15 protein-coding genes are annotated in these 19546 nt (G+C 46.4%); 9 read left to right on the forward strand and 6 right to left on the reverse strand.

What is annotated here, in order from left to right:
• Window positions 1-801 precede the first annotated feature (801 nt).
• Genes RID53_RS09825 through RID53_RS09840 form a run of 4 tightly spaced genes read left to right on the forward strand, consistent with a single transcriptional unit; the run spans window position 802 to window position 6959 of the window.
• Window positions 802-1611, forward strand: coding sequence for a DNA double-strand break repair nuclease NurA (locus tag RID53_RS09825; RefSeq protein WP_446387932.1), 810 nt, complete (start codon window positions 802-804; stop codon window positions 1609-1611).
• Entirely contained in the window at window positions 1608-2786 is a 1179-nt protein-coding gene (locus RID53_RS09830; RefSeq protein ID WP_446387933.1) for a hypothetical protein, read from the forward strand. Before RID53_RS09825 ends, RID53_RS09830 begins: the two co-directional genes overlap by 4 nt.
• A complete protein-coding gene (locus RID53_RS09835; RefSeq protein ID WP_446387934.1) occupies window positions 2786-3955 on the forward strand; it encodes a metallophosphoesterase family protein in 1170 nt (389 codons plus the stop codon). The genes RID53_RS09830 and RID53_RS09835 overlap by 1 nt, the downstream gene beginning before the upstream one ends.
• A complete protein-coding gene (locus tag RID53_RS09840) occupies window positions 3942-6959 on the forward strand; it encodes an AAA family ATPase (RefSeq protein WP_446387935.1) in 3018 nt (1005 codons plus the stop codon). The genes RID53_RS09835 and RID53_RS09840 overlap by 14 nt, the downstream gene beginning before the upstream one ends.
• A 336-nt stretch (window positions 6960-7295) precedes the next feature.
• Here RID53_RS09840 and petD read toward each other — a convergent pair whose 3' ends face one another.
• On the reverse strand, window positions 7296-7778 hold the full coding sequence (gene petD / locus RID53_RS09845; protein ID WP_006105395.1) for a cytochrome b6-f complex subunit IV: 483 nt from the start codon (window positions 7776-7778) through the stop codon (window positions 7296-7298).
• A 56-nt stretch (window positions 7779-7834) separates the two neighbouring features.
• Window positions 7835-8503 (reverse strand): cytochrome b6, encoded by a 669-nt coding sequence (petB, locus tag RID53_RS09850; protein WP_446387936.1) that lies wholly within the window; start codon window positions 8501-8503, stop codon window positions 7835-7837.
• 377 nt (window positions 8504-8880) lie between these two features.
• Between petB and ctpA the strand changes: the two genes are divergently transcribed.
• Complete coding sequence (gene ctpA / locus RID53_RS09855; RefSeq protein WP_446387937.1) at window positions 8881-10119, forward strand: carboxyl-terminal processing protease CtpA; 1239 nt, start codon at window positions 8881-8883, stop codon at window positions 10117-10119.
• Window positions 10120-10362: 243 nt separating this feature from the next.
• On the opposite strand, the gene RID53_RS09860 is transcribed toward ctpA, so the two are convergent.
• A complete protein-coding gene (locus tag RID53_RS09860; protein WP_446387938.1) occupies window positions 10363-10992 on the reverse strand; it encodes an MBL fold metallo-hydrolase in 630 nt (209 codons plus the stop codon).
• Between the two features lie 166 nt (window positions 10993-11158).
• On the opposite strand from RID53_RS09860, the gene RID53_RS09865 reads away from it, so the two are divergent.
• From RID53_RS09865 to trmFO, 3 genes are all read left to right on the forward strand, one after another.
• The gene (locus tag RID53_RS09865) at window positions 11159-12463 is read left to right on the forward strand and encodes a site-2 protease family protein (protein WP_446387939.1); all 1305 of its coding nucleotides are present in this window, start codon (window positions 11159-11161) and stop codon (window positions 12461-12463) included.
• 262 nt (window positions 12464-12725) lie between these two features.
• A complete protein-coding gene (locus tag RID53_RS09870) occupies window positions 12726-13364 on the forward strand; it encodes an FHA domain-containing protein (protein WP_446387940.1) in 639 nt (212 codons plus the stop codon).
• Between the two features lie 127 nt (window positions 13365-13491).
• A complete protein-coding gene (gene trmFO, locus RID53_RS09875) occupies window positions 13492-14850 on the forward strand; it encodes an FADH(2)-oxidizing methylenetetrahydrofolate--tRNA-(uracil(54)-C(5))-methyltransferase TrmFO (RefSeq protein ID WP_446387941.1) in 1359 nt (452 codons plus the stop codon).
• Between the two features lie 210 nt (window positions 14851-15060).
• Here the strand turns inward: trmFO and RID53_RS09880 are convergent, their stop codons facing one another.
• Complete coding sequence (locus tag RID53_RS09880; RefSeq protein ID WP_446387942.1) at window positions 15061-15624, reverse strand: hypothetical protein; 564 nt, start codon at window positions 15622-15624, stop codon at window positions 15061-15063.
• A gap of 221 nt (window positions 15625-15845) precedes the next feature.
• Between RID53_RS09880 and RID53_RS09885 the strand changes: the two genes are divergently transcribed.
• Window positions 15846-17393, forward strand: a complete 1548-nt coding sequence (locus tag RID53_RS09885) for a phytoene desaturase family protein (protein WP_446387943.1) — start codon at window positions 15846-15848, stop codon at window positions 17391-17393.
• Between the two features lie 38 nt (window positions 17394-17431).
• Here the strand turns inward: RID53_RS09885 and RID53_RS09890 are convergent, their stop codons facing one another.
• Window positions 17432-18577 (reverse strand): YbjN domain-containing protein, encoded by a 1146-nt coding sequence (locus RID53_RS09890; RefSeq protein ID WP_446387944.1) that lies wholly within the window; start codon window positions 18575-18577, stop codon window positions 17432-17434.
• A gap of 2 nt (window positions 18578-18579) precedes the next feature.
• Window positions 18580-19503, reverse strand: coding sequence for a hypothetical protein (locus RID53_RS09895; protein ID WP_446387945.1), 924 nt, complete (start codon window positions 19501-19503; stop codon window positions 18580-18582).
• Between the last annotated feature and the right edge of the window lie 43 nt (window positions 19504-19546).

Here is a 19546-nt window from a genome sequence, read left to right on the forward strand (position 1 = left end):
GTCTCAACGACGGTTCAGGAAAGGAAGAGCAAGTTCCAAGTGAGGTATATTGCCAAGGGCGCAAGCCTTGCGACCCTACAGTTGGTTGTACCCCATCGGCTTGGAAACCGCTATATGCGGTTTGACACTTTCTCGATGGCGCACCCCCACAAGAAACTCTACACTTAGAATCATGCCACACTTTAGCTTTTTCTCTCCCATATCACTGGCGCTTCCGAAGTGAAAGTGATAAGAAAATCTGATAAATCTAGCTAAAGCACCACGGTGTAATGCTTGTCGGTTGGGTTGACAAAGGAAACCAATCTTATTAGCCTGAGAAGCTGGGTTTTCCTCAAATCAAGCTAATCGACACACACATTAGTAAAATTTATAACCCTAAGTCAGGTAAATCAATGGCTTTGCGTTATCACCAAGCTGATCGAACAACTAGCTGAACCAGGAATAGGATTCTTGTTCAATTACGTTAATCCGTGTTTTCACGGATGTACAACCGATGACTATACCGTATGTTAAAAAAATAAACCTTCTAACTTTCTCTCAAAGGAGGCAAAAATTACTGTTACAACTACTGTTACAACTAATACAACTAATTTCTGGCGAGATAATAACTTTCGTCTTGAACCTTGGGGGACTGACTACGAACCCCCGATTGAGCTGAATCAAGAACTTTCTATCTCGGAAAGCGAAGTTGATCCCACCGTCGAAACAAAAGACTGGACAGCATTTAAACCTCGACAACCGCCTGCACTCCCCAATCGGCTCATCTTTATTGATGGGCGTCGCCGTATCGATGCGGCTGTTGTGGGTGGAGAGAGAGACAGCATTTATTACGGAGCCTTTGGCACGATCGCAGTTGGTGCTGTAGACGTGTATCGAGCCACAGGTACAGCCACCTATTCAAACTTGACAATTCGCAGGATTGTTGGTTTTGGTGGCAACCAACAAGCTGAACTGACTCGCATTCCTTGCCCTCTGGGTAGCCAAGCTGAATTAGTCTACGAACCCATTCCGCCTAGTGATGAAAATACGCCTCAAGTTCGCAAGTCTCTGATCCAGAATGTCATGCTCAAAGCCGAGGATCGACTGGCGGCGGAATTGTTGGCAAAGCAACCGGAAACCTTAATTATTCGGGATGGGCATTTGCGCTGGTATGGTCAACCGGATACCACACTAGGTTACGTCAAAACGATGCGTAAAACCTACCTATCCGGAGACTGTGCGGCTCTCCTTTGGACGTTGGCACCCGGAGAGAGAACTCCAATTTTCGCGATTCGAGACAAAAGTGACTTAAGACGACGCTGGAGTTGGTACCTACGCTCTGGCAGCTCCGATATCTGCCTGAAGCGCTTGGGTTATCATGAGCTACAAGGACTTGTCCGCTTAGAGTTGTATAGCGAAGCGGTTCCCTTAGACCAGGCAGTAGAAATCGCTGACCAGAGTACCGACCTAATTCCCCAGTATGCCTCCCATCCTTGCCGCGATCCCCGCGCCCCACAAAATCTGACTCCCGTTGGTGCCTTGGAGCGAGAGTTGGGACGACGGATGGGTGATAGAGCTGTGATTGAACGGCGTCTGCGAGGTTTCTTTGCCTCTTTAGGAGTAATGTCATGACGACAACTATTGGTTTTGTTCTCGGCACCCTGGAAGCCACTCCTTTGGAGTTTTGGGTTGCCGTTTCACCGGGTCATGTTTTGCGATTAGATGATGTGGTGGAAGTGCAAACGTCTCGTCCTGATGGTGCAGGAGTGGTTCGCTTTTATGGTGTGGTGGATTACGTCCGCACCATGTATGAAGGAGCGCAATTTGATACTGACACATTCTTGGTTAAAAGTGGCAGTTTACCAGCAAACATATCCTACGCGGCTCATGTCCAAGTAACCCGGATTGAACCGGAGGACTACTTACCACCTCAGCCTGGAGATCCTGTCGATCTAGCTGTGGATGAAAATTTGAAGCGTGCCTTACACTTTGATGGCATGGAAAAACGCATTCCAGCAGGCATGATGCGTAACAGTTTTCCGGCTTACTTGAACTTTGAATTTATCAATGGCGAGAAGGGCGCTCACATTAATATTTCTGGAGTATCAGGCGTCGCAACCAAAACATCTTATGCGTTGTTTTTGCTGCACTCCATTTTTAACTCGGCGGCGCTTGGCGCTCAACGAGCCAATACGAAAGCCCTGATTTTCAATGTTAAGGGTGAGGATTTATTTTTCCTGGATAAGTCTAATCGCAAACTCCGAGCTGAAGATTACGCCAACTATCAGACATTGGGAGTCCCCGTCGAGCCGTTCAACGATGTCCGCTTCTGTGCCGCTCCCAGGAAAGGTTCTCACGATGTCGATCCCCATTTAGACCAGCGTTCCGATAATATCTCAGTATACCTGTGGAGTATCCGAGAACTGTGTCGCGATCGATTGTTTAGTTTTCTCTTTGCTGGAGAAGACTTAGAACGCGGTAATTTGGGCTTTTTAGTGGCGGGTGTTCAGGAAAAACTGGCACGGTTAGCCGAAGATAATGACCGAGCCGATAAAAAAGCGAACCGTCAATTGGGTGTACGTTTGGACGTTGAACCTTTTGGCGCTCTCGATAAACAAGAGATTGAAACCTTCAGAGATTTACTGGAGTTTCTAGAAGACAAACTGGTAGAAAATCCTGATAATAGCTGGTTGGGGCGTAATGCTGCGGCTACGGCTGAGGCATTAATTCGCCGCCTGTGGGGAATTCACAACGAAATGGGTCATTTGATTCGGGGAGACTTGCCAAGAGAGCAACTGAGCAAATAATGCGTCTAATTCATACCTCTGACTGGCATTTAGGACGACGACTTAAAGGTGTTGATCGCACCCCAGAAATTGAGGCAGCACTCAACGAATTACTGGAATCAGCCAAAACTCTAGACGTTGATGCTGTCTTAGTCGCTGGTGATATCTTCGACGTACCTAGTCCCACGGCTGATGCAGAAAAGGTTGCTTATAACTTCTTTTGCCAACTACGAGATGCTAAAATTCCAGCGGTTGTTATTGCTGGAAATCATGACTCAGCTTTTCGCATTGATGGCGTATCCAGACTCCTTTCTCATGTGGGTGTTCATGCCTTAGGTAGACCCCGAAAAGCCAATCAAGGGGGAGTTATTCAGCTCGATACATCTAGCGGTAAATTGTCTGTAGCTGCGATGCCTTTTGCCTCAGAACGCAGATTGCTGAAATCTGAAGATTTGTGGGACAAAGATGACTTAAAACAACGCCAACATTATAAAGATAGAGTCAAGTATTTACTTAAAAATTTGGCTAGCATTTTTAGAGAGGATAGCGTCAATATCGTGATGGCACACCTGACCCTTGATGGTGCGATCAGGGCGTATTCGGAAGTGGACTATTACACACGAGATACCTACAGTCTGGCTGGGCAAACTCTACCATCAGAAGCTCAATATATTGCCTTGGGACATATTCACAAACCTCAACAGATTTCCAACTCGGCTCCTACCTATTATTCTGGTTCGTTGATTCAAGTAGATTTTGGGGAAGCTGGAGAAGAAAAGGGCTTTAATTTAGTGACCGTTGAACCCGGAAGACCCGCTAAAGTTGAGTTTAAGCAAATTTCCTGCCAAAAACCGTTAAAGGTTATCCGATGTGATGAAACTAACCTAGATGAAACGTTGGAAGCGAATCGAGAACATCCAGGTTTTTTGAAAGTAATTATTGAACTTAATACCCCCAAAATTGGTTTAGCAGACAGTGTGCGAAAAGTTTGTCCTCAAGCCTTGATTATAGAACCACGCTACCCAGAAGCTAAAGCACAAAAGCGGCATCAGTCCCAAAGCGCTAATCAGTTTGACGCGGTTGAAGAGTTCCGCAACTACTGGCGCGATCGCCAAGGAACAACGCCCGATGATTCGGTTTTAAAAGAATTTGAAACGTTATATCAGGAATTAAGCGATGCGACCCATTAAACTTACACTAGAAGGATTTACCAGCTTCCGTACTCGTCAAACTCTCGACTTTTCTACCCTTGATTTATTTTCAATTACAGGATTAACTGGAGCTGGGAAGTCATCATTACTGGATGCCATTACTTATGCGTTGTACGGAAAAGTTGCTCGAAAATCCAATATCGGTGAACTGGTGAGTCAAGGAGCCAGTGAGTTAAAAGTAGAGTTTCAGTTTTTTGTCAAACAAACCGAATATAAAGTAACCAGAACGTGGCGGTATCGTCCCAGTACTCCCCTTACAAAACTTCTGTTGGATAAAGGGCAAAATGGGACATGGGAACGCTGCGATCTGAAGATAGAAGACATTTTAAGTATGGACTTCGACACCTTCACTCGCGTTATTGTTCTGCCACAAGGACAGTTTGACGAGTTTCTCAAAGGAAACGCCACCAAGCGTCGAGAACTTCTGCGTCAGTTAGCTGGATTTGAGATATTCGAGCGGATGCGAAAAGAAGCGAGTGATCGTGTTAAAGGCTTTAAAACTGAAAGCGAAACAAGAGAACGATTATTAGCTGAAATTAAAGCGCCAACAGAAGCTGAGATCCAGGAAAAGCAAGCGCAACTGAAAGCTTTAGAAGCAGAAATTCCTGGATTAGCTGAAACAGCTACCACTGCCCAAAGATTACTCGATGATCAGGAAAGATTGTATGAGCAAATTAAGCGTAAAACTGAATTGCAAGAGGATTTAGCGAAGCTAAAGGAGCAAGCGCCTAAAATTGCGTCGTTGCAGCAAAAATTAAATGAAGCTCAAGCGGCTAATACTCTTCAGGCGGATTGGAGATTACTACAAGAGGCTAAAACTCAAGCTGTAAAAGCAGAAAATGCTGTCAAAGCCGCTGCTGAAAAACTGACTCAAACTCAAGCCGATTTAGAATCTCAGCGTCAAAAATACGAGCGTTTCCAAACTCAGCAAGCAGAAAGAAGAGAACAGCTAGAAGTTCGCAAACGTAACTTAACGACGGCTAAAGCTTACGAGGAACAACGTCAACAGTATGAGCAGGAGGTGACACAGGTATCAAAAATTTCTAAGTCAAAAGAGCAAAAATGTTCGGAAGCGGAGAAAGAATTACAATCGGCTCAGAAAAAAGAAAAAGCGGCTCAAACACAGCTTGTTGCGGCTAAAGAAACATTAGCCAAGTCATCTCCAGGAGGCTCTCGCCTAGAGATACTTAACCAAGTTATCTCCTCGTTAACTCAATGGGAAGCCATCAATAAAACCACCCAAGCAGTCTGTAAGAAATGGGACAAAGCTGCTAAAGAGCGGCAAAAAGCTGAAAGTGATTTGAAAAAGGCTACCTCGCAGCACCAACAAGCTGAGGCTAATTTTCAAGCAGCTAAAGCCTTACTCAAAGAAGCTGAAAAAGCCAATGTGATCGCAACTCGACACAATCATTCTGCTGCCCTGCGTGCTTCACTTCAACCCGGAGATATTTGTTCTGTCTGTGGTGGTGTTTACCCCGAAGCTGATCAACTTCCCCCACTGTCAGAATCGGCTGAAGTCGATATTACCCCATTGCAAGAATCAGCGACAGCAGCAGAACAGGTATACCATCAAGCCTCTACTGCACTGGCAAAGGAACAAACGAAGTTAGAAGCACTCCAGCAGCAAGAGTTGGAGTATCGCCAGGATTGGGAAAGCCATCAGGCTGAATTAACTCAATGTCACAGTGAAATTAGTGCTGTTTTAGATACCGAAAACTGGGAAATTTCCGCCCTCAAGCAGGAACATCAAACGCTGATTGATAGTAACACTCAACATCAAGAGGCATTAGCAGTAAAAGACAAGGCAGAGAATGAACTGGAAAAGTGGGAACAGAGGTTACAGTTTGCCCAGAAAACTTATGTCACACGATTAGAGGAGGTACAAGCTACTAGCCAAGAGGTTGAGCAGCGTCAGCGTAACCTTGAGGAAGTACAAGCCAAGCTAGATCAGTTGACGAATGGTAAATCTTACGAAACTCTACGCCAAACCCTAGATCGAGAGAAGAAAGATCTGGAACGCCAACAAAAAACTGTTGAGGAGGCTTATCACGCCGCGCAAAGACGTGCGATTCAAGCTGAAGAGACAGACAAACAAGCCAAAGAGGTAGCTGAATCTACCCGTGCTGAAAGAGAACAGCGTGAGGCTCAATGGATTAAGACATTACAATCCGTCAACTTTTCTGAGGAGAGCTTCCAAGATGCTCAAGTAACTCCGGAACAACAGGAAAAATGGCAGACTGCGATCGCGGATTACGAACGCCAAAACGTTCAGTTATCTACCCTTCTCCAAGAGATATGCCGCTCCACTGGAGAAAGGACAACCGACGAGGAATTAGTAGAGCAACACCGCCAAGCCAAACGTTCTGCCGATGATCAGGTTAAACAGGCATCTGCAAAACAGGCAAAACTATCAGCAGAAATGAAGGTTGCTCTAGACAGGCAAAAGCAAGCCAAAAAACTCTTAGAGGAGCAATCCCAGTTTGCCGAACAGGAACAGATTTATTACACCCTATCACGCAATCTCAAGTCAGATGAATTTCAAGATTACATCTTAGAGAATCTACAAGCCGAGTTAGTTACTTGTGCCACAGAGCGACTTAAAGAGTTAACCGATTCTCGCTATGCCTTGAGAATTCAAGATGGAGAATACTGGGTTGAGGATAATTGGAACGGAGGGGAAATCCGGCGGGTGCGAACGCTTTCTGGTGGTGAAACCTTTGCCACGTCTCTATCAATGGCGCTAGCACTATCGGAAAAACTGTCAATGGGCGTCGAGTTAGGCAGTCTGTTTTTAGACGAAGGATTCGGAACGTTGGATACAGACACCCTAGAAAGCGTTACCCAGATTTTGCGATCGCTGGGGCAGCAAGATCGACTGATTGGGGTAATTACCCACATTCGAGCCTTAGCAGAGCAATTACCAACCCAGGTTAAGGTTCACAAATCCCCAGAGGGTTCACGGCTGGTAGTCGAAGCATTGTAAAGCTAGTACAAGAAGGCAGAAATCCGAAGGCTCCAGGGCAGAAGGCTATAAGGAACCTATGGTAAGCTGTTCGGCATTTAAACCTTAATGTCAAGAATGGCTCTCATCCTTGTAGTGCGTTAAGCGAAGCCATGCCGTAGGCTTTGCATCTTGCTCGCTGCTAATATCCAATTTAAATGCATTACAGCTTAGCTGCTTTTAGGGAGCTTATTAACTGGTTAGTTATTTCTGCCACGATGCACTAGTTTTTTAAACACAATATAACACCTGTCATTGCCTTAGCTTGAAAGATAACTAAGACAGCGACAGGTGTTAAACTCAAATTCTTTGAACCGTTTAGAACAGACCCAAAGTAAACGATTTGTCAATGGGGAACGTCGCGCCAATACCCATCCACAGCGTAACCAGGGTACCAATCATAAAGACAGTGGTTGCTACTGGACGGCGGAAGGGGTTTTGGAACTTGTTGACGTTTTCGATAAAGGGAACCAGGATTAGACCAAGTGGAATCGCTCCCGTTAACGCAATCCCCAAGAGTTTATTGGGAACAACACGCAGAATTTGGAATGAAGGATAGAGATACCATTCCGGTAGGATTTCTAGGGGAGTGGCAAACGGATCAGAGGGTTCGCCAACCATAGCTGGATCGAGGACAGCTAGAGCAACGCAGAGCGCGATTGTCCCCATAATCACGATTGGAAAGGTGTAAAGCAGGTCATTGGGCCAAGCGGGTTCACCGTAATAGTTGTGACCCATGCCTTGAGCCAGTTTTTCGCGTAATTTGGGATCGCTGAGATCCGGCTTTTTCAGAATTGACATGATTTTAAATGTCCTTAATCAACAAAGAGTAGCACGTCTTTGCCAGGAATCGCAGTTTAGAGGGGACCGGAGATACCCTGCTTACGAATCATGATAAAGTGCAGCAGCATGAAGACGGCAATGAGCCAAGGAAGAACAAAGGTGTGCAGGCTGTAGAAGCGAGTCAGGGTGGCTTGACCAACACTTTGACCGCCACGAATGAGTTCAACGATTAAGGAACCCACTACAGGAATCGCATCAGGAACACCGGAGACGATTTTGACCGCCCAGTAGCCCACTTGATCCCAAGGTAGAGAGTACCCTGTCACGCCAAAGGAAACGGTAATGACTGCCAAGATTACGCCTGTTACCCAGGTTAATTCCCGTGGCTTTTTGAATCCGCCTGTCAGATAAACCCGGAAAACGTGCAAAATCATCATTAGCACCATCATACTGGCAGACCAGCGATGGACGGAACGGATCAGCCAACCAAAGTTGACATCCGTCATGATGTACTGTACAGACGAAAATGCCTCTGTGACCGTTGGTCTGTAGTAAAAGGTCATGGCAAATCCAGTAGCGAACTGGATAATAAAGCAAACCAGAGTAATTCCACCGAGACAGTAGAAGATATTAACGTGGGGAGGAACGTACTTTGATGTTACGTCTTCAGCTAATGCCTGAATTTCTAGACGCTCCTGAAACCAGTTAAAAGCTTTTGATTCAGTTACCTGCTTAGAAAACATGAAGCCAGAATTTTTAGAAGGATATTGCTGTTTGTGTGTGAGCTAATCCTGGATAGGGTTAAGTCTATCAGGAAATGAGATAGCTCTGGGACTAGCGTTTAATACCGCTGGGGCGGAATCTAGATCAACGTATCGGGAACACTGACCCGATTTGAAATTGCTCTATGAGAAATGTAACATAACTTGACAAGAGTAGTCCTTTGTCATTCGTCATTCGTCATTGGTCATTCGTCCTTTGTTGAGGAAATCGCTTCCCCAGCTTCCCCAGCTTCCCCATCTCCCTCGGAAAACTGTACCCCTGGCACACTTATTTTCTCAGACTTTGCCAAACTAGATAAATGAGAGCATCAAAGCCTAGCGTTAATTTTTGTTGAGTTATGCCAAAACGATCATTCTGGGTTGGACTGATAATCCTTTGCCAAATTGTCCTGCTATGGGTGGGGTGGACTCCCTCAGCTTCAGCATCGACTCAAGAACAACAACTCTTTTCCGAAGCGTGGCGGATTGTCTCGCAAGCGTATGTGGATGACTCCTTTAACGAGCAAAACTGGTGGCTGGTGCGCCAGAAAACTCTGAAGAAGGATTTAAAGAACCGTGATGCCACGTATAAGGCAATTGAAAAGATGTTGGCAAGTCTGGATGATCCCTACACGCGACTGCTGAAACCGAGTCAATATCGCAGTCTTAAGGTGAATACATCTGGTGAACTGTCTGGTGTGGGGTTACAAATTGCCCTGGATGATGAAACTGGTCAATTAGCGGTTGTCGCGCCCATCGCTGGATCTCCCGCCGAGGAAGCCGGAATTCAACCGCGCGATCGCATTGTGGCAATTGATGGCGAAACCACAACCGCCTTAACCCTTGATGAAGCCGCCGCCCGGATGCGTGGACCCGTTGGCACAAGTGTTACCCTCTCGATTCAGAGTAAAGACGAAGAACCTAGAGTGATTGAACTCGTGCGCGATCGCATTGCCCTCAATCCAGTTTATGCCGCACTCGATTCTGAATCCAACAGCATCCCCATTGGCTACATTCGCTTAACCCAATTTAGTGCCAATGCGCCCACGGAAGTCGAAGCTGCCATTAACCAACTCGAACAAGAGGGAGCAAATGCTTACATTCTCGATCTGCGGAATAATCCCGGCGGTTTATTGCAGGCGGGTTTAGAAATTGCGCGTCTTTGGCTGGATCGTGGCACTATTGTCTATACCGTTAATCGCAATGGCATGATGGGCAGTTTTGATGCTTTTGGACAGGCAGTTACAAAAGCGCCATTAGTCGTATTAGTCAACCAGGGAAGTGCCAGCGCCAGTGAAATTTTAGCGGGCGCACTTCAAGACAATGGTAGAGCGGAACTTGTCGGGGAACGAACCTTTGGGAAAGGGTTAATTCAGTCCTTATTTGACTTATCCGATGGATCAGGTTTAGCCGTAACCGTTGCCAAATACGAGACGCCCAATCATCGAGATATCAACAAGTTAGGGATTACGCCGGATTGGGAAGTGTCTCTTGATCCGATTCCTGTGACTCGTGCGGGTACAGCCTCAGATCGCCAATATCAAGCCGCCGTGGAGTTATTGAGGGGGGATTCTGTCTTAGCCGCTAAAGCCGCATAAGTCAGAGATGAGGGAGATGAGGGAGATAAGGGAGATGGGAATGCAGCCAATTCTGTAGGGGCGGGTTTTACCCATAATGTTTTGGCATCAACCGATAACTGAACTAAACCCGCCCTTCTTGGGATTCAGGGGACGCAAAAGTTAAATTAGAACTGATCTGAACCGTCAAAATTTAGTCGGGGCGGGTTTAGTGACATCAGGGTGAGGGAAGAAACGGTAATAGTGAAACCCGCCCCTACACCATCAAACTAGGTCAATTTGAGACAGGCGTTGATAAGCCTGATTGATCGCGCCTTTCCCCCGCAGCGCCCCGGTGTTTGCCCCAGGACAAATATAACTTAGAGTATCTGGGGTAAAGCGATCCAGGATACCCTGGAGGCTGCGAAGTTGTCGTTGCCAGTGAAATGTTTTTGACACTCGTAACGGGACAGGTTCTCCTTCTGAATTCGGTAGCACATGGCGTCCAGTAAACAATACGCCCCCTTCCTGGTTGTAGTAAAGGCACGCTGAACCCGGAGAATGACCCGGTGTCCATAAGGCAGTACAGCGATCGCCAATTGCCAATTCTCGCTCAAAGGGAGTAACGTTGGCACTGGGTAGCAGGTAGGCTTCTTGTTCTTGAATCACCAGCTTACAGCCAAAGGCGTCCTGAATTTCCTGGGCTTTGCCAATACCGCCGCGATGGGTAATGAACAGACAAGAGACACCGCCGTGATCCCGCAAAAATTGGTGAGTGCCATCATGCCAAGCTGGACAATCAATCAACACTCCAGTCCCATTCTCTACAATGAAATAAGCTGTACCTCCTAAGGTGTCACGATTGGGTGGAAATGCGAAAATGTGATTAAGGACTAGGCGTGGGGATTTGAACACAGTAGCTTTTAGATTAGGCGACGATCTGGAACGAAAACCACGATGATCCGTTTGATACAAATCGGGTTGCACAATACGGATTGGTCTGTAATCATTAGCCACTTGGACTAATCGGACTCATCGGGGTCAAGATTTTGCTTTTATTACGAATGGGTATCTGTACATCATGGAACTCTGGTTACTCCTAATTTTACTTGTTTTCATTGCCTACTTTATTGGCAGGTACTCGGTTACCAGGATGAACCGGATGCCGACACCCCCTGACAACTCAGCGACTGGATCAACCGTTTCCCAGGCGGCTGAAAAGTTAGGGCTGCGTCCAATAACTAAGCAGGAAGAAACGGAACTGCGAAATTGTTTTCCCTGGGGGGTTTACTATCTCCAAAATCTGGAGTATCGTCCCCAAGCGGTTTTATGTCGGGGTAAACTCCGTACCAATCCGGATGCGGCTTACAAAACAGTGCGGAAAAATGTTGAGGCAGAATTTGGCGATCGCTTCTTTGTGATTTTTCAGGAAAGCTTCAGTGGAAAACCGTTCTTTGCCTTGGTTCCCAATCCCTACACCCAAGGTCGAGGGAAACGGTTGCATGATGAGTTAACCCGACCCGGTTTAGCATTAGCTTTGGTCGTCATTACCTTGTTTACCACAACCGTGGTGGGCGCGACTCAGATTGCTGGACTGTCTCCGGAACAAGTGCAATCCAACCCAGAGGCGCTACTCAGAGGATTGCCCTATGCCTTAGCCCTGATGGCAATTTTAGGGATTCACGAACTCGGTCATTACCTCGTCGCCCTGTATTATAAAATACGGACAACTCTGCCCTACTTTATCCCTATCCCCTTTTTCCTAGGCACATTTGGCGCATTTATCCAGATGCGATCGCCTGTACCTAATCGCAAAGCCTTATTTGACGTAGGCATTGCCGGTCCCGTGGCGGGGTTACTGGTTGCCCTTCCCCTTCTGTTCTGGGGGTTAGCCCATTCTAGTCCGGTTCCGTTGACAGAGGAATCGGGATTGGTGAATATCCAATCCTTAGATCCGCGTTTTTCCCTATTGCTGTCAGTCCTCAGCAAATGGGCATTAGGTAGTCAATTCATGCCAGATATGGCAATCAACCTGCATCCAGTCGCTGTGGCTGGGTATATTGGGTTAGTCGTCACGGCGTTTAATTTAATGCCCGTCGGTCAACTGGATGGCGGTCATATTATCCACGCCATGTTTGGACAGAGAACCGGTGCCGCCATTGGTCAACTGAGTCGCTTATTGATGTTGGTTCTGGCGTTCTTACAACCCGATTTACTCCTGTGGGCGATTATTTTAATCTTGCTACCCGTCATCGATGAACCCGCGTTGAACGATGTTTCAGAATTGGATAACTGGCGGGATTTTGCTGGATTGCTAGCGCTGACTGTTTTGGTGAGTATTCTCTTACCCGTTCCGGGAACCCTGTCGCAATGGTTGAATTTTTAGGCGTCGTCACTCCTGTAGTTTTCGATGTAGCATGAAAGAAACAACAAAATCTTATTTCTTCTACTCGCTAGAGCCTTCTCCAGGGACGCCTAATACAGAGTAGCTGCAAATCCTAACCTGCTAAAATATTTGTTGTCCCCTTGTCTCCCTTATCTCCCTTGTCCCGAAGAGTTGCGATCGCCCAATGGTTAAACTAGATTAAACCACTGTGGGTTATTCGCTTGTCGTTGTTACCGCCTTCGGTCAACCCAAGGATAAAAAAATGTCTCAAACACAAACGTCTCAATTCCATCAACCTCCAACCAACAACACGCCCAAGGACTCAAATCAGTCTTCAGAGGCTTCAGATGCTCAAGAAAGACACCTATTGCTGGTGGATGATGATAAAGGACGCCGAGTCTTTCAATTAGACGCGGAAGTCTATTCGATTGGTCGAGATCCGAGTTGCCCTATCCGCTTGTTCTCCATGTTTGTCTCTCGTCAACACGCAACGTTACGACGGATGACACTCGATGACGGTTCATTCCGTTACCAAATTGTCGATGGGAATCTTCAGGGTCAACGTAGCACTAATAAAATCTCGATAAATGGTCGCCCAATCAGTACTTATGAACTCAAAGATGGCGATAAAGTCATGTTCGGCGGTAATGCAGGCGTGAAGGCGGAATACTACCGACAGAAGGAAGATAACAAGAGTGGACCGCTCGACCCTTATGATGTTACTCTAATTGACCCCAGCACGTTAGACAACAATGAGGATGAGTTAAAACAAGGTAGCAGTATGGCAAGGGAAGAAGATAAAACTTCCGACCCTATATTAGCCAACGATGAGGATGAGTTAAAACCAGGTAAGAGTACGGCAAGGAAAAAAGATAAAAATCCTCACCCTAGGAATGTTTAGACTAACCAAACCCGTAACTTTTATCGGTGCTAGTCAGTCGTAAAACGCTTACTCGATCAAATCCGTTTAGGGGTTTGTTGTTATTGGTCATTCGTCACTGGGGAGTAGAGGTGACAACAAAAAAATTATGGAACAACAGACAATTCAGGTAATTGGTGGTGGATTAGCGGGTACAGAAGCCGCGTGGCAGATTGCCCAAGCAGGTGTGTCTGTGGTACTCCATGAGATGCGTCCGGTGCAAATGAGTCCTGCCCATCATACCGGAGAATTGGCGGAATTGGTCTGTAGTAATTCCTTTGGGGCGCTATCGAGCGATCGCGCGGCGGGGTTGTTGCATGAAGAGTTACGCCGTCTGGATTCTATTGTTATCGCTAAGGCGGATAACCATGCAGTTCCGGCTGGGGGGGCGTTGGCGGTGGATCGGGGGGTATTTAGCCACGATTTGACCGAAACCCTTGCGAGTCATCCCTTGATTGAGTTACGGCGGGGGGAAGTGCCACAAATTCCCCCAGATGGGGTTGTGGTGCTGACAACAGGTCCGTTGACGAGTCCAGCTTTAGCAACAGACTTGCAGCGCTTCACTGGAATGGACTATTTCAGTTTCTTTGATGCCGCGTCGCCGATTGTCGTTGGGGAGTCGATTAATCAAGATATTGCGTTTATGGCGTCCCGATATGACAAAGGAGAAGCCGCTTATCTGAATTGTCCCATGAATCGGGAGGAATATTTACGGTTTTGGCAGGAATTGTGTCAGGCAGAAAAAGCCGAATTAAAGGATTTTGAGCAAGAAACAGCAAAGTTCTTTGAAGGCTGTTTACCGATTGAAGAAATGGCGCGACGGGGGGAAGATACGATGCGCTATGGTCCCCTAAAGCCGGTGGGATTATTTGATAGCCGTCAGGGAGATTTTCGCGCCCCAGAAAATCAGAGTAAACGCCCTTATGCGGTGGTACAGTTACGCCAAGAAGATAAGGCGGGTCAGTTGTGGAACATGGTTGGGTTTCAGACAAACCTGCGTTGGGGTGAACAGAAGCGGGTGTTTCGGTTAATTCCAGGATTGGAAAATGCCGAGTTTGTGCGGATGGGTGTGATGCACCGGAATACATTTATTAATTCGCCAGAGTTGCTGTATCCCACGCTACAGTTTAAAAATCGTTCGACCCTATTCGCGGCGGGTCAATTAATGGGAACAGAAGGGTATACGGCTGCATCGGCTGGGGGGTGGTTAGCGGGGACAAATGCAGCGCGGTTGGTGTTGGGATTGGAACCGATTACGCTACCGCCAACGACAATGATGGGGGCATTATTTGAGTTTATTAGTTCCGCCTCACCGAAACACTTTCAACCCATGCCACCCAATTTTGGTATTTTACCACCGTTGGGAGTACGGATTAAAGGCAAAAAAGAACGGTATGGGGCGTATCGCGATCGCGCTTTAGCTGATTTGCAGAGTTGGCGACAGAAATGCCAAGTCTCGGCGGCTTGATTTAGACCAAATTGGCTTCGAGGTATCCCTGACGATGCTGATTCAAGAAACTAGAATCGCTGCTTCTATTTCTGCTGAATAAGTCTCAGCATAAGCCCAAAAAGTCACTCAGTCACGCTACGCCAAAGGCAAATAAATATTACATTCGTAGATATGACTTGACTCTTGAACTGTGGTGATACTCATCACTTGACTGAACTGATATTACCATCACAATAATAATTCATTAACTGGGCAACTATCAGAACCACTATTTACACAAAACGCAAACGAAAAAAAAATACTTTTATCTTCTTCGACAGCCTTATAAATGGCATCAAACGTGTGGTAAATGTGACCAATTTTAGCCTGTTCTTGAAGCGGCTTTTCTGAAAACCCTTCACGGGAAGTAATTATGTTGAAAGTTATGTCTTGATTCTTGGCATATTCTAAAGTCAGCCAGGAAACAAGTCTTTGTTCGGATGGCGATAAGCCTTTATACCATGTTGCATAGAGTCTGAATAATTTTTCTTTTTTGTGGGACTGATCATCTTCATCCTCTTCATCCTCTTCATCATCATCTCCATTAATCCCTAAAAAATCTGTGATTTCATTTATCGTTTCCCCAGTGCGATTAATTTCCTCAATTCCATCATTTATGCTGTCTATAATATCGTCGATTTCCTCCAGGGGAAGTGCTAAGACTGGACTTTGACTAAACGTAACTGAGCAAATAAGACAAAAAGAGATAAAGCTTAATAAATCGAATTTACTAAACATCATTTCTTGCTTCATGACAATCCCGACAATAAAACAGGATAAAAATTTGCCAATTTTTAAGGATATATATCCTCCTAGTCTAGTTTAATGTAAAAACACCCCTCGAACTTAGGTATAATTACTTAAGGATTAGGTGACTCGTAATTGTCAGCGGGTAGATACCTCATTATATTGACAAAAGAACCTTTTGCTCTTCGCCATCGAGTCCCTCAATTAGTTCGCGATCGCAATATATAATGAGTTGTCCAGATATTATTGTTATTGGTAGCGGTATCGGCGGTCTAAGCTGCGCCGCAATGCTTGCCCGCTATGGCTTAGATGTCACGGTTTGTGAAAGCCACTCGATTCCCGGTGGGGCTGCACACAGTTTTACCCGCAACGGTTATACCTTTGATTCGGGTCCCTCGCTATACTCTGGTTTATCCTATAGTCCTTCTCCAAACCCCTTACGCCAAGTTCTGGATGCGATTGGTGAAGAACTCCCCTGTCTGACTTACGATACCTGGGGATGTTGTTTACCGGAGGGAGATTTTGACACCTCAGTGGGGGCGTCGCAATTTGCTGAGGTATTGGCAAAGTTACGCGGAAATCAGGCGGTAGCAGAATGGCGTTCATTACAACAGGTAATGGAACCTTTGGGACAAGCTGCGATCGCAATTCCCCCAGCGGCGGTACGCTGGGATTTGGGGGTAGCGTTGACGGTGGGGCGATTTGCGCCATCAATGTGGCAACATGGGCTGAATGTGATGAAGCTGACGGAACCCTTTAGCCAGATTATGGATGATGTGGTGGTTGACCCCTTCTTACGCAACTGGCTAAATCTCCTCTGTTTCCTCCTATCGGGACTCCCAGCCAATGGAACCAGCGCCGCAGAGATGGCGTTTATGTTTGCGGATTGGTATCAACCCGGTGTTGTCTTAGATTATCCCGTGGGGGGAAGTGGCGCACTTGTGGAAGCCTTAGTACGGGGGTTGAAAAAACACGGGGGTCAACTGAGATTAAATGCACATATCGAGCAAGTTTTGGTAGAAAATAATCGGGCGGTTGGGGTGCGATTACGCGGGGGAGAGGAAATCCGGGCGCGTCAGGGGGTGGTGTCCAATGCCTCGGTTTGGGATACGCTGAAATTGATACCCGACGATGCGGTTCCCAAAGCGTTTCGCCAATCTCGACAAGCTACACCCACTTGTGAGAGTTTCATGCATCTGCATCTAGGAATTGACGCCCAAGGATTACGTTCAGATTTAGCCTGTCACCATATTGTGGTCAATGATTGGGATAAAGGGGTGAGTGCGCCGCAAAATGTGGTGTTGATCTCAATTCCTTCGATTCTTGACCCCTCCCTCGCGCCACCCGGAAAACATACGATTCATGTATATACACCGGGGAATGAACCTTACGAACTTTGGCAGGGACTTGATCGCCATAGTGAAGACTATTTACAGCAAAAGCAAGTGCGATCGCAAGTGATGTGGCAAGCCTTGGAAAGAATTATACCCGATGTGCGATCGCGGTGTGATTTAACCTTAGTGGGTACACCGTTAACCCATGAACGGTTTTTGCGACGGTATCGGGGTTCTTATGGACCAGCGATTCCAGCCGGGGTGGGTTTCTTTCCGGGAGTGGGTACACCTTTACCAGGATTATACTGCTGTGGCGATTCCACGTTTCCCGGAATTGGGTTACCCGCAGTGGCGGCGAGTGGGATGATTGCAGCGAATACCCTTGCATCGGTACAGAAGCATTTAGATATGCTAAGAGAGATTGGCTGTATTAGAGGATAGTTGATGGTTCTCGTAATAAGTGAATCAGCGATCGCGGATTAGTGGGTTTCGATTTGGGCGATCGCCTCTTCTGGTGATGCATCTCCCTGAATCACAGACTTGATTCCCGGTAGATATTGATCCATCATCGCCACGTTGGTGTCAACCAAGCGCTTCATTTGAGGAAACGTGAGTGTTGACCCTTCAACGTCAATGCTGGTTTTGTAGGCAACTTCTCCTTCAGCAAAGTCCAACTCAAAATTGCCAATAACCATGCCATAATTGGCTCTAGCGATGAATTCTGCTAACCCTCGACGCTTGGCTTTGGGGACTGTAACTGGGCAAATTGAGTAAAAGACGAATTGTTGTTCATTTTCTCTGGCTCTAGCGTAGCAAGTCCATTGACCATTTTTTCCCTGGAATCCCATTTGTAATACAGGTTGTCCTTTTATCTGGTAAAAAGACCAGTCGTCCTGTTTGAAGAAATTGACCATTTCCGCCAAAATTGGGATGCTGGATGGTTCTGGTTCGGTAATGGTGTTAGGTACTTGCTTTTCTATGGCATCCAGACTGACATCAGCTAATTCATCGAAGAAATTGGTTATTCCTTCAAGCATCTGGGAAGTGGTTTTCTGCGTTACTTCAGATAGATTAGCCTCTGTCCAATCTTTGAAGAAGGTAGTAATTGCTTCTGCAATTTCTTCGCTTGAACCTGAAGTCGTGGCTTGAGCAAGGGCGGCTGGACTAATATAATCCCAGAGGGTGCGGTAGCCTGTTTCACCTGATTCCTGTTGCTGTTTGACGGATAGGGCTAACCAATTCTCAGTAGAGAGTAACGGGTGATTGGGTTGTTGTTGGCTGAGATTCAGGATATAGGTGGCAGCTTCGTCAATGGTTGTAGTGTGTCGTGCTAGGCGAGGCAGCAAGTCTGGCTTTAAAATGGTTTCGATTTGGATGTCGGGTTCGGGTAGGAATTCGACCGCCGAGAGGGGGTTACGCACTTCCGGCTTGAGATTGAATAGTGCTTCTGTGTCGATGCGCTGGTAGAGTTGGGGGTTGACGTGGAAGGTGAGACGACATTCAATGAGTTCGTTGTCTTGTATGGTTAGGGTTAGGGTTATTGCGTGGATAGGTAGGGGGGATGGAGTGCGATCGCGTAGGATTAACTCGCTATTTAGGTAACAAGTTTCAGTCTTAGTAGTCATGTTTAGTCGGGGCGACACCATATTTGATTGTCTAGGCTAAAACCCGCATTTATCAAAGCAGCGTTACCTTCACGACCAAAGATATTACCTTGTAAATCCAACTCGACAAGTTTTGAGAGATGAGAGGATTGTGCAAGAGCTACCACACCCTCATCCCCAATCTGGGCAAAAGCTAAATAAAGTCCTTCCAAACTGACAAGGTGGGTAGACTGAGCAAGTGCCGCAGCCCCCTCATCTCCAATTAAGTTTTTGGACAGATCCAACATAGTCAATTTTGAGAGGTTTGGAGATTGGGCTAATGCGGTTACACCTGTCTTTGTAATTGCGTTATCAAATAACTCCAAGTGGGTAAGAGTGGTTAAGTAAGGTGATTGCGCCAGTGCAATTGTGCCTTCATCACCCACCTTATTGTTATACAAATTGAGTTTGGCAAGCTTGGAGAAGTTAGTTGATTGAGCTAGTGCCTGCATTCCGTTGAAACCAATCTGATTATCAGGCAGTTCCAATTTTTTCAGGTTAGTCAGGTAAGGGGAATGTGCTAGTGCGATCGCACCAACATCAGTAATTTGGTTATCTTCCAGAGAGAGTATGGTCAGATTTCTAAGGTAAGGCAATTGGGCAAGCTCTGATACGCCCTCATCACCAATTTTACGGGCGAACAGACTCAACTCTCGCACAATCTGCAAACGGGGATTAGGCGGCTGAAGAATGTTTTTTCGCCAAGACCAAGGTGCTTTGCGGTAAAAATCAAACCAGTTTGTCAACCGTTGCTCTGCATAATCAAGTGCTTCAGCTAATCCCTCATTTTCAGACCAAGTATCCAGCAACTCACATAACTCATTCCAGGTTTTGTCACTGGGTTCCTGATTTAAAATCCTCTGAAGTTGGGCTAGTCGTTCATCGGTTTTTTGGAACTCATTTGACATAATTTCATCTCCTTGGAAGACATAGAAGTAGGAACAGGAATCA

The organism is Coleofasciculus sp. B1-GNL1-01, from assembly GCF_040220235.1.
In the GTDB taxonomy this organism is placed as follows: domain Bacteria; phylum Cyanobacteriota; class Cyanobacteriia; order Cyanobacteriales; family Coleofasciculaceae; genus Coleofasciculus.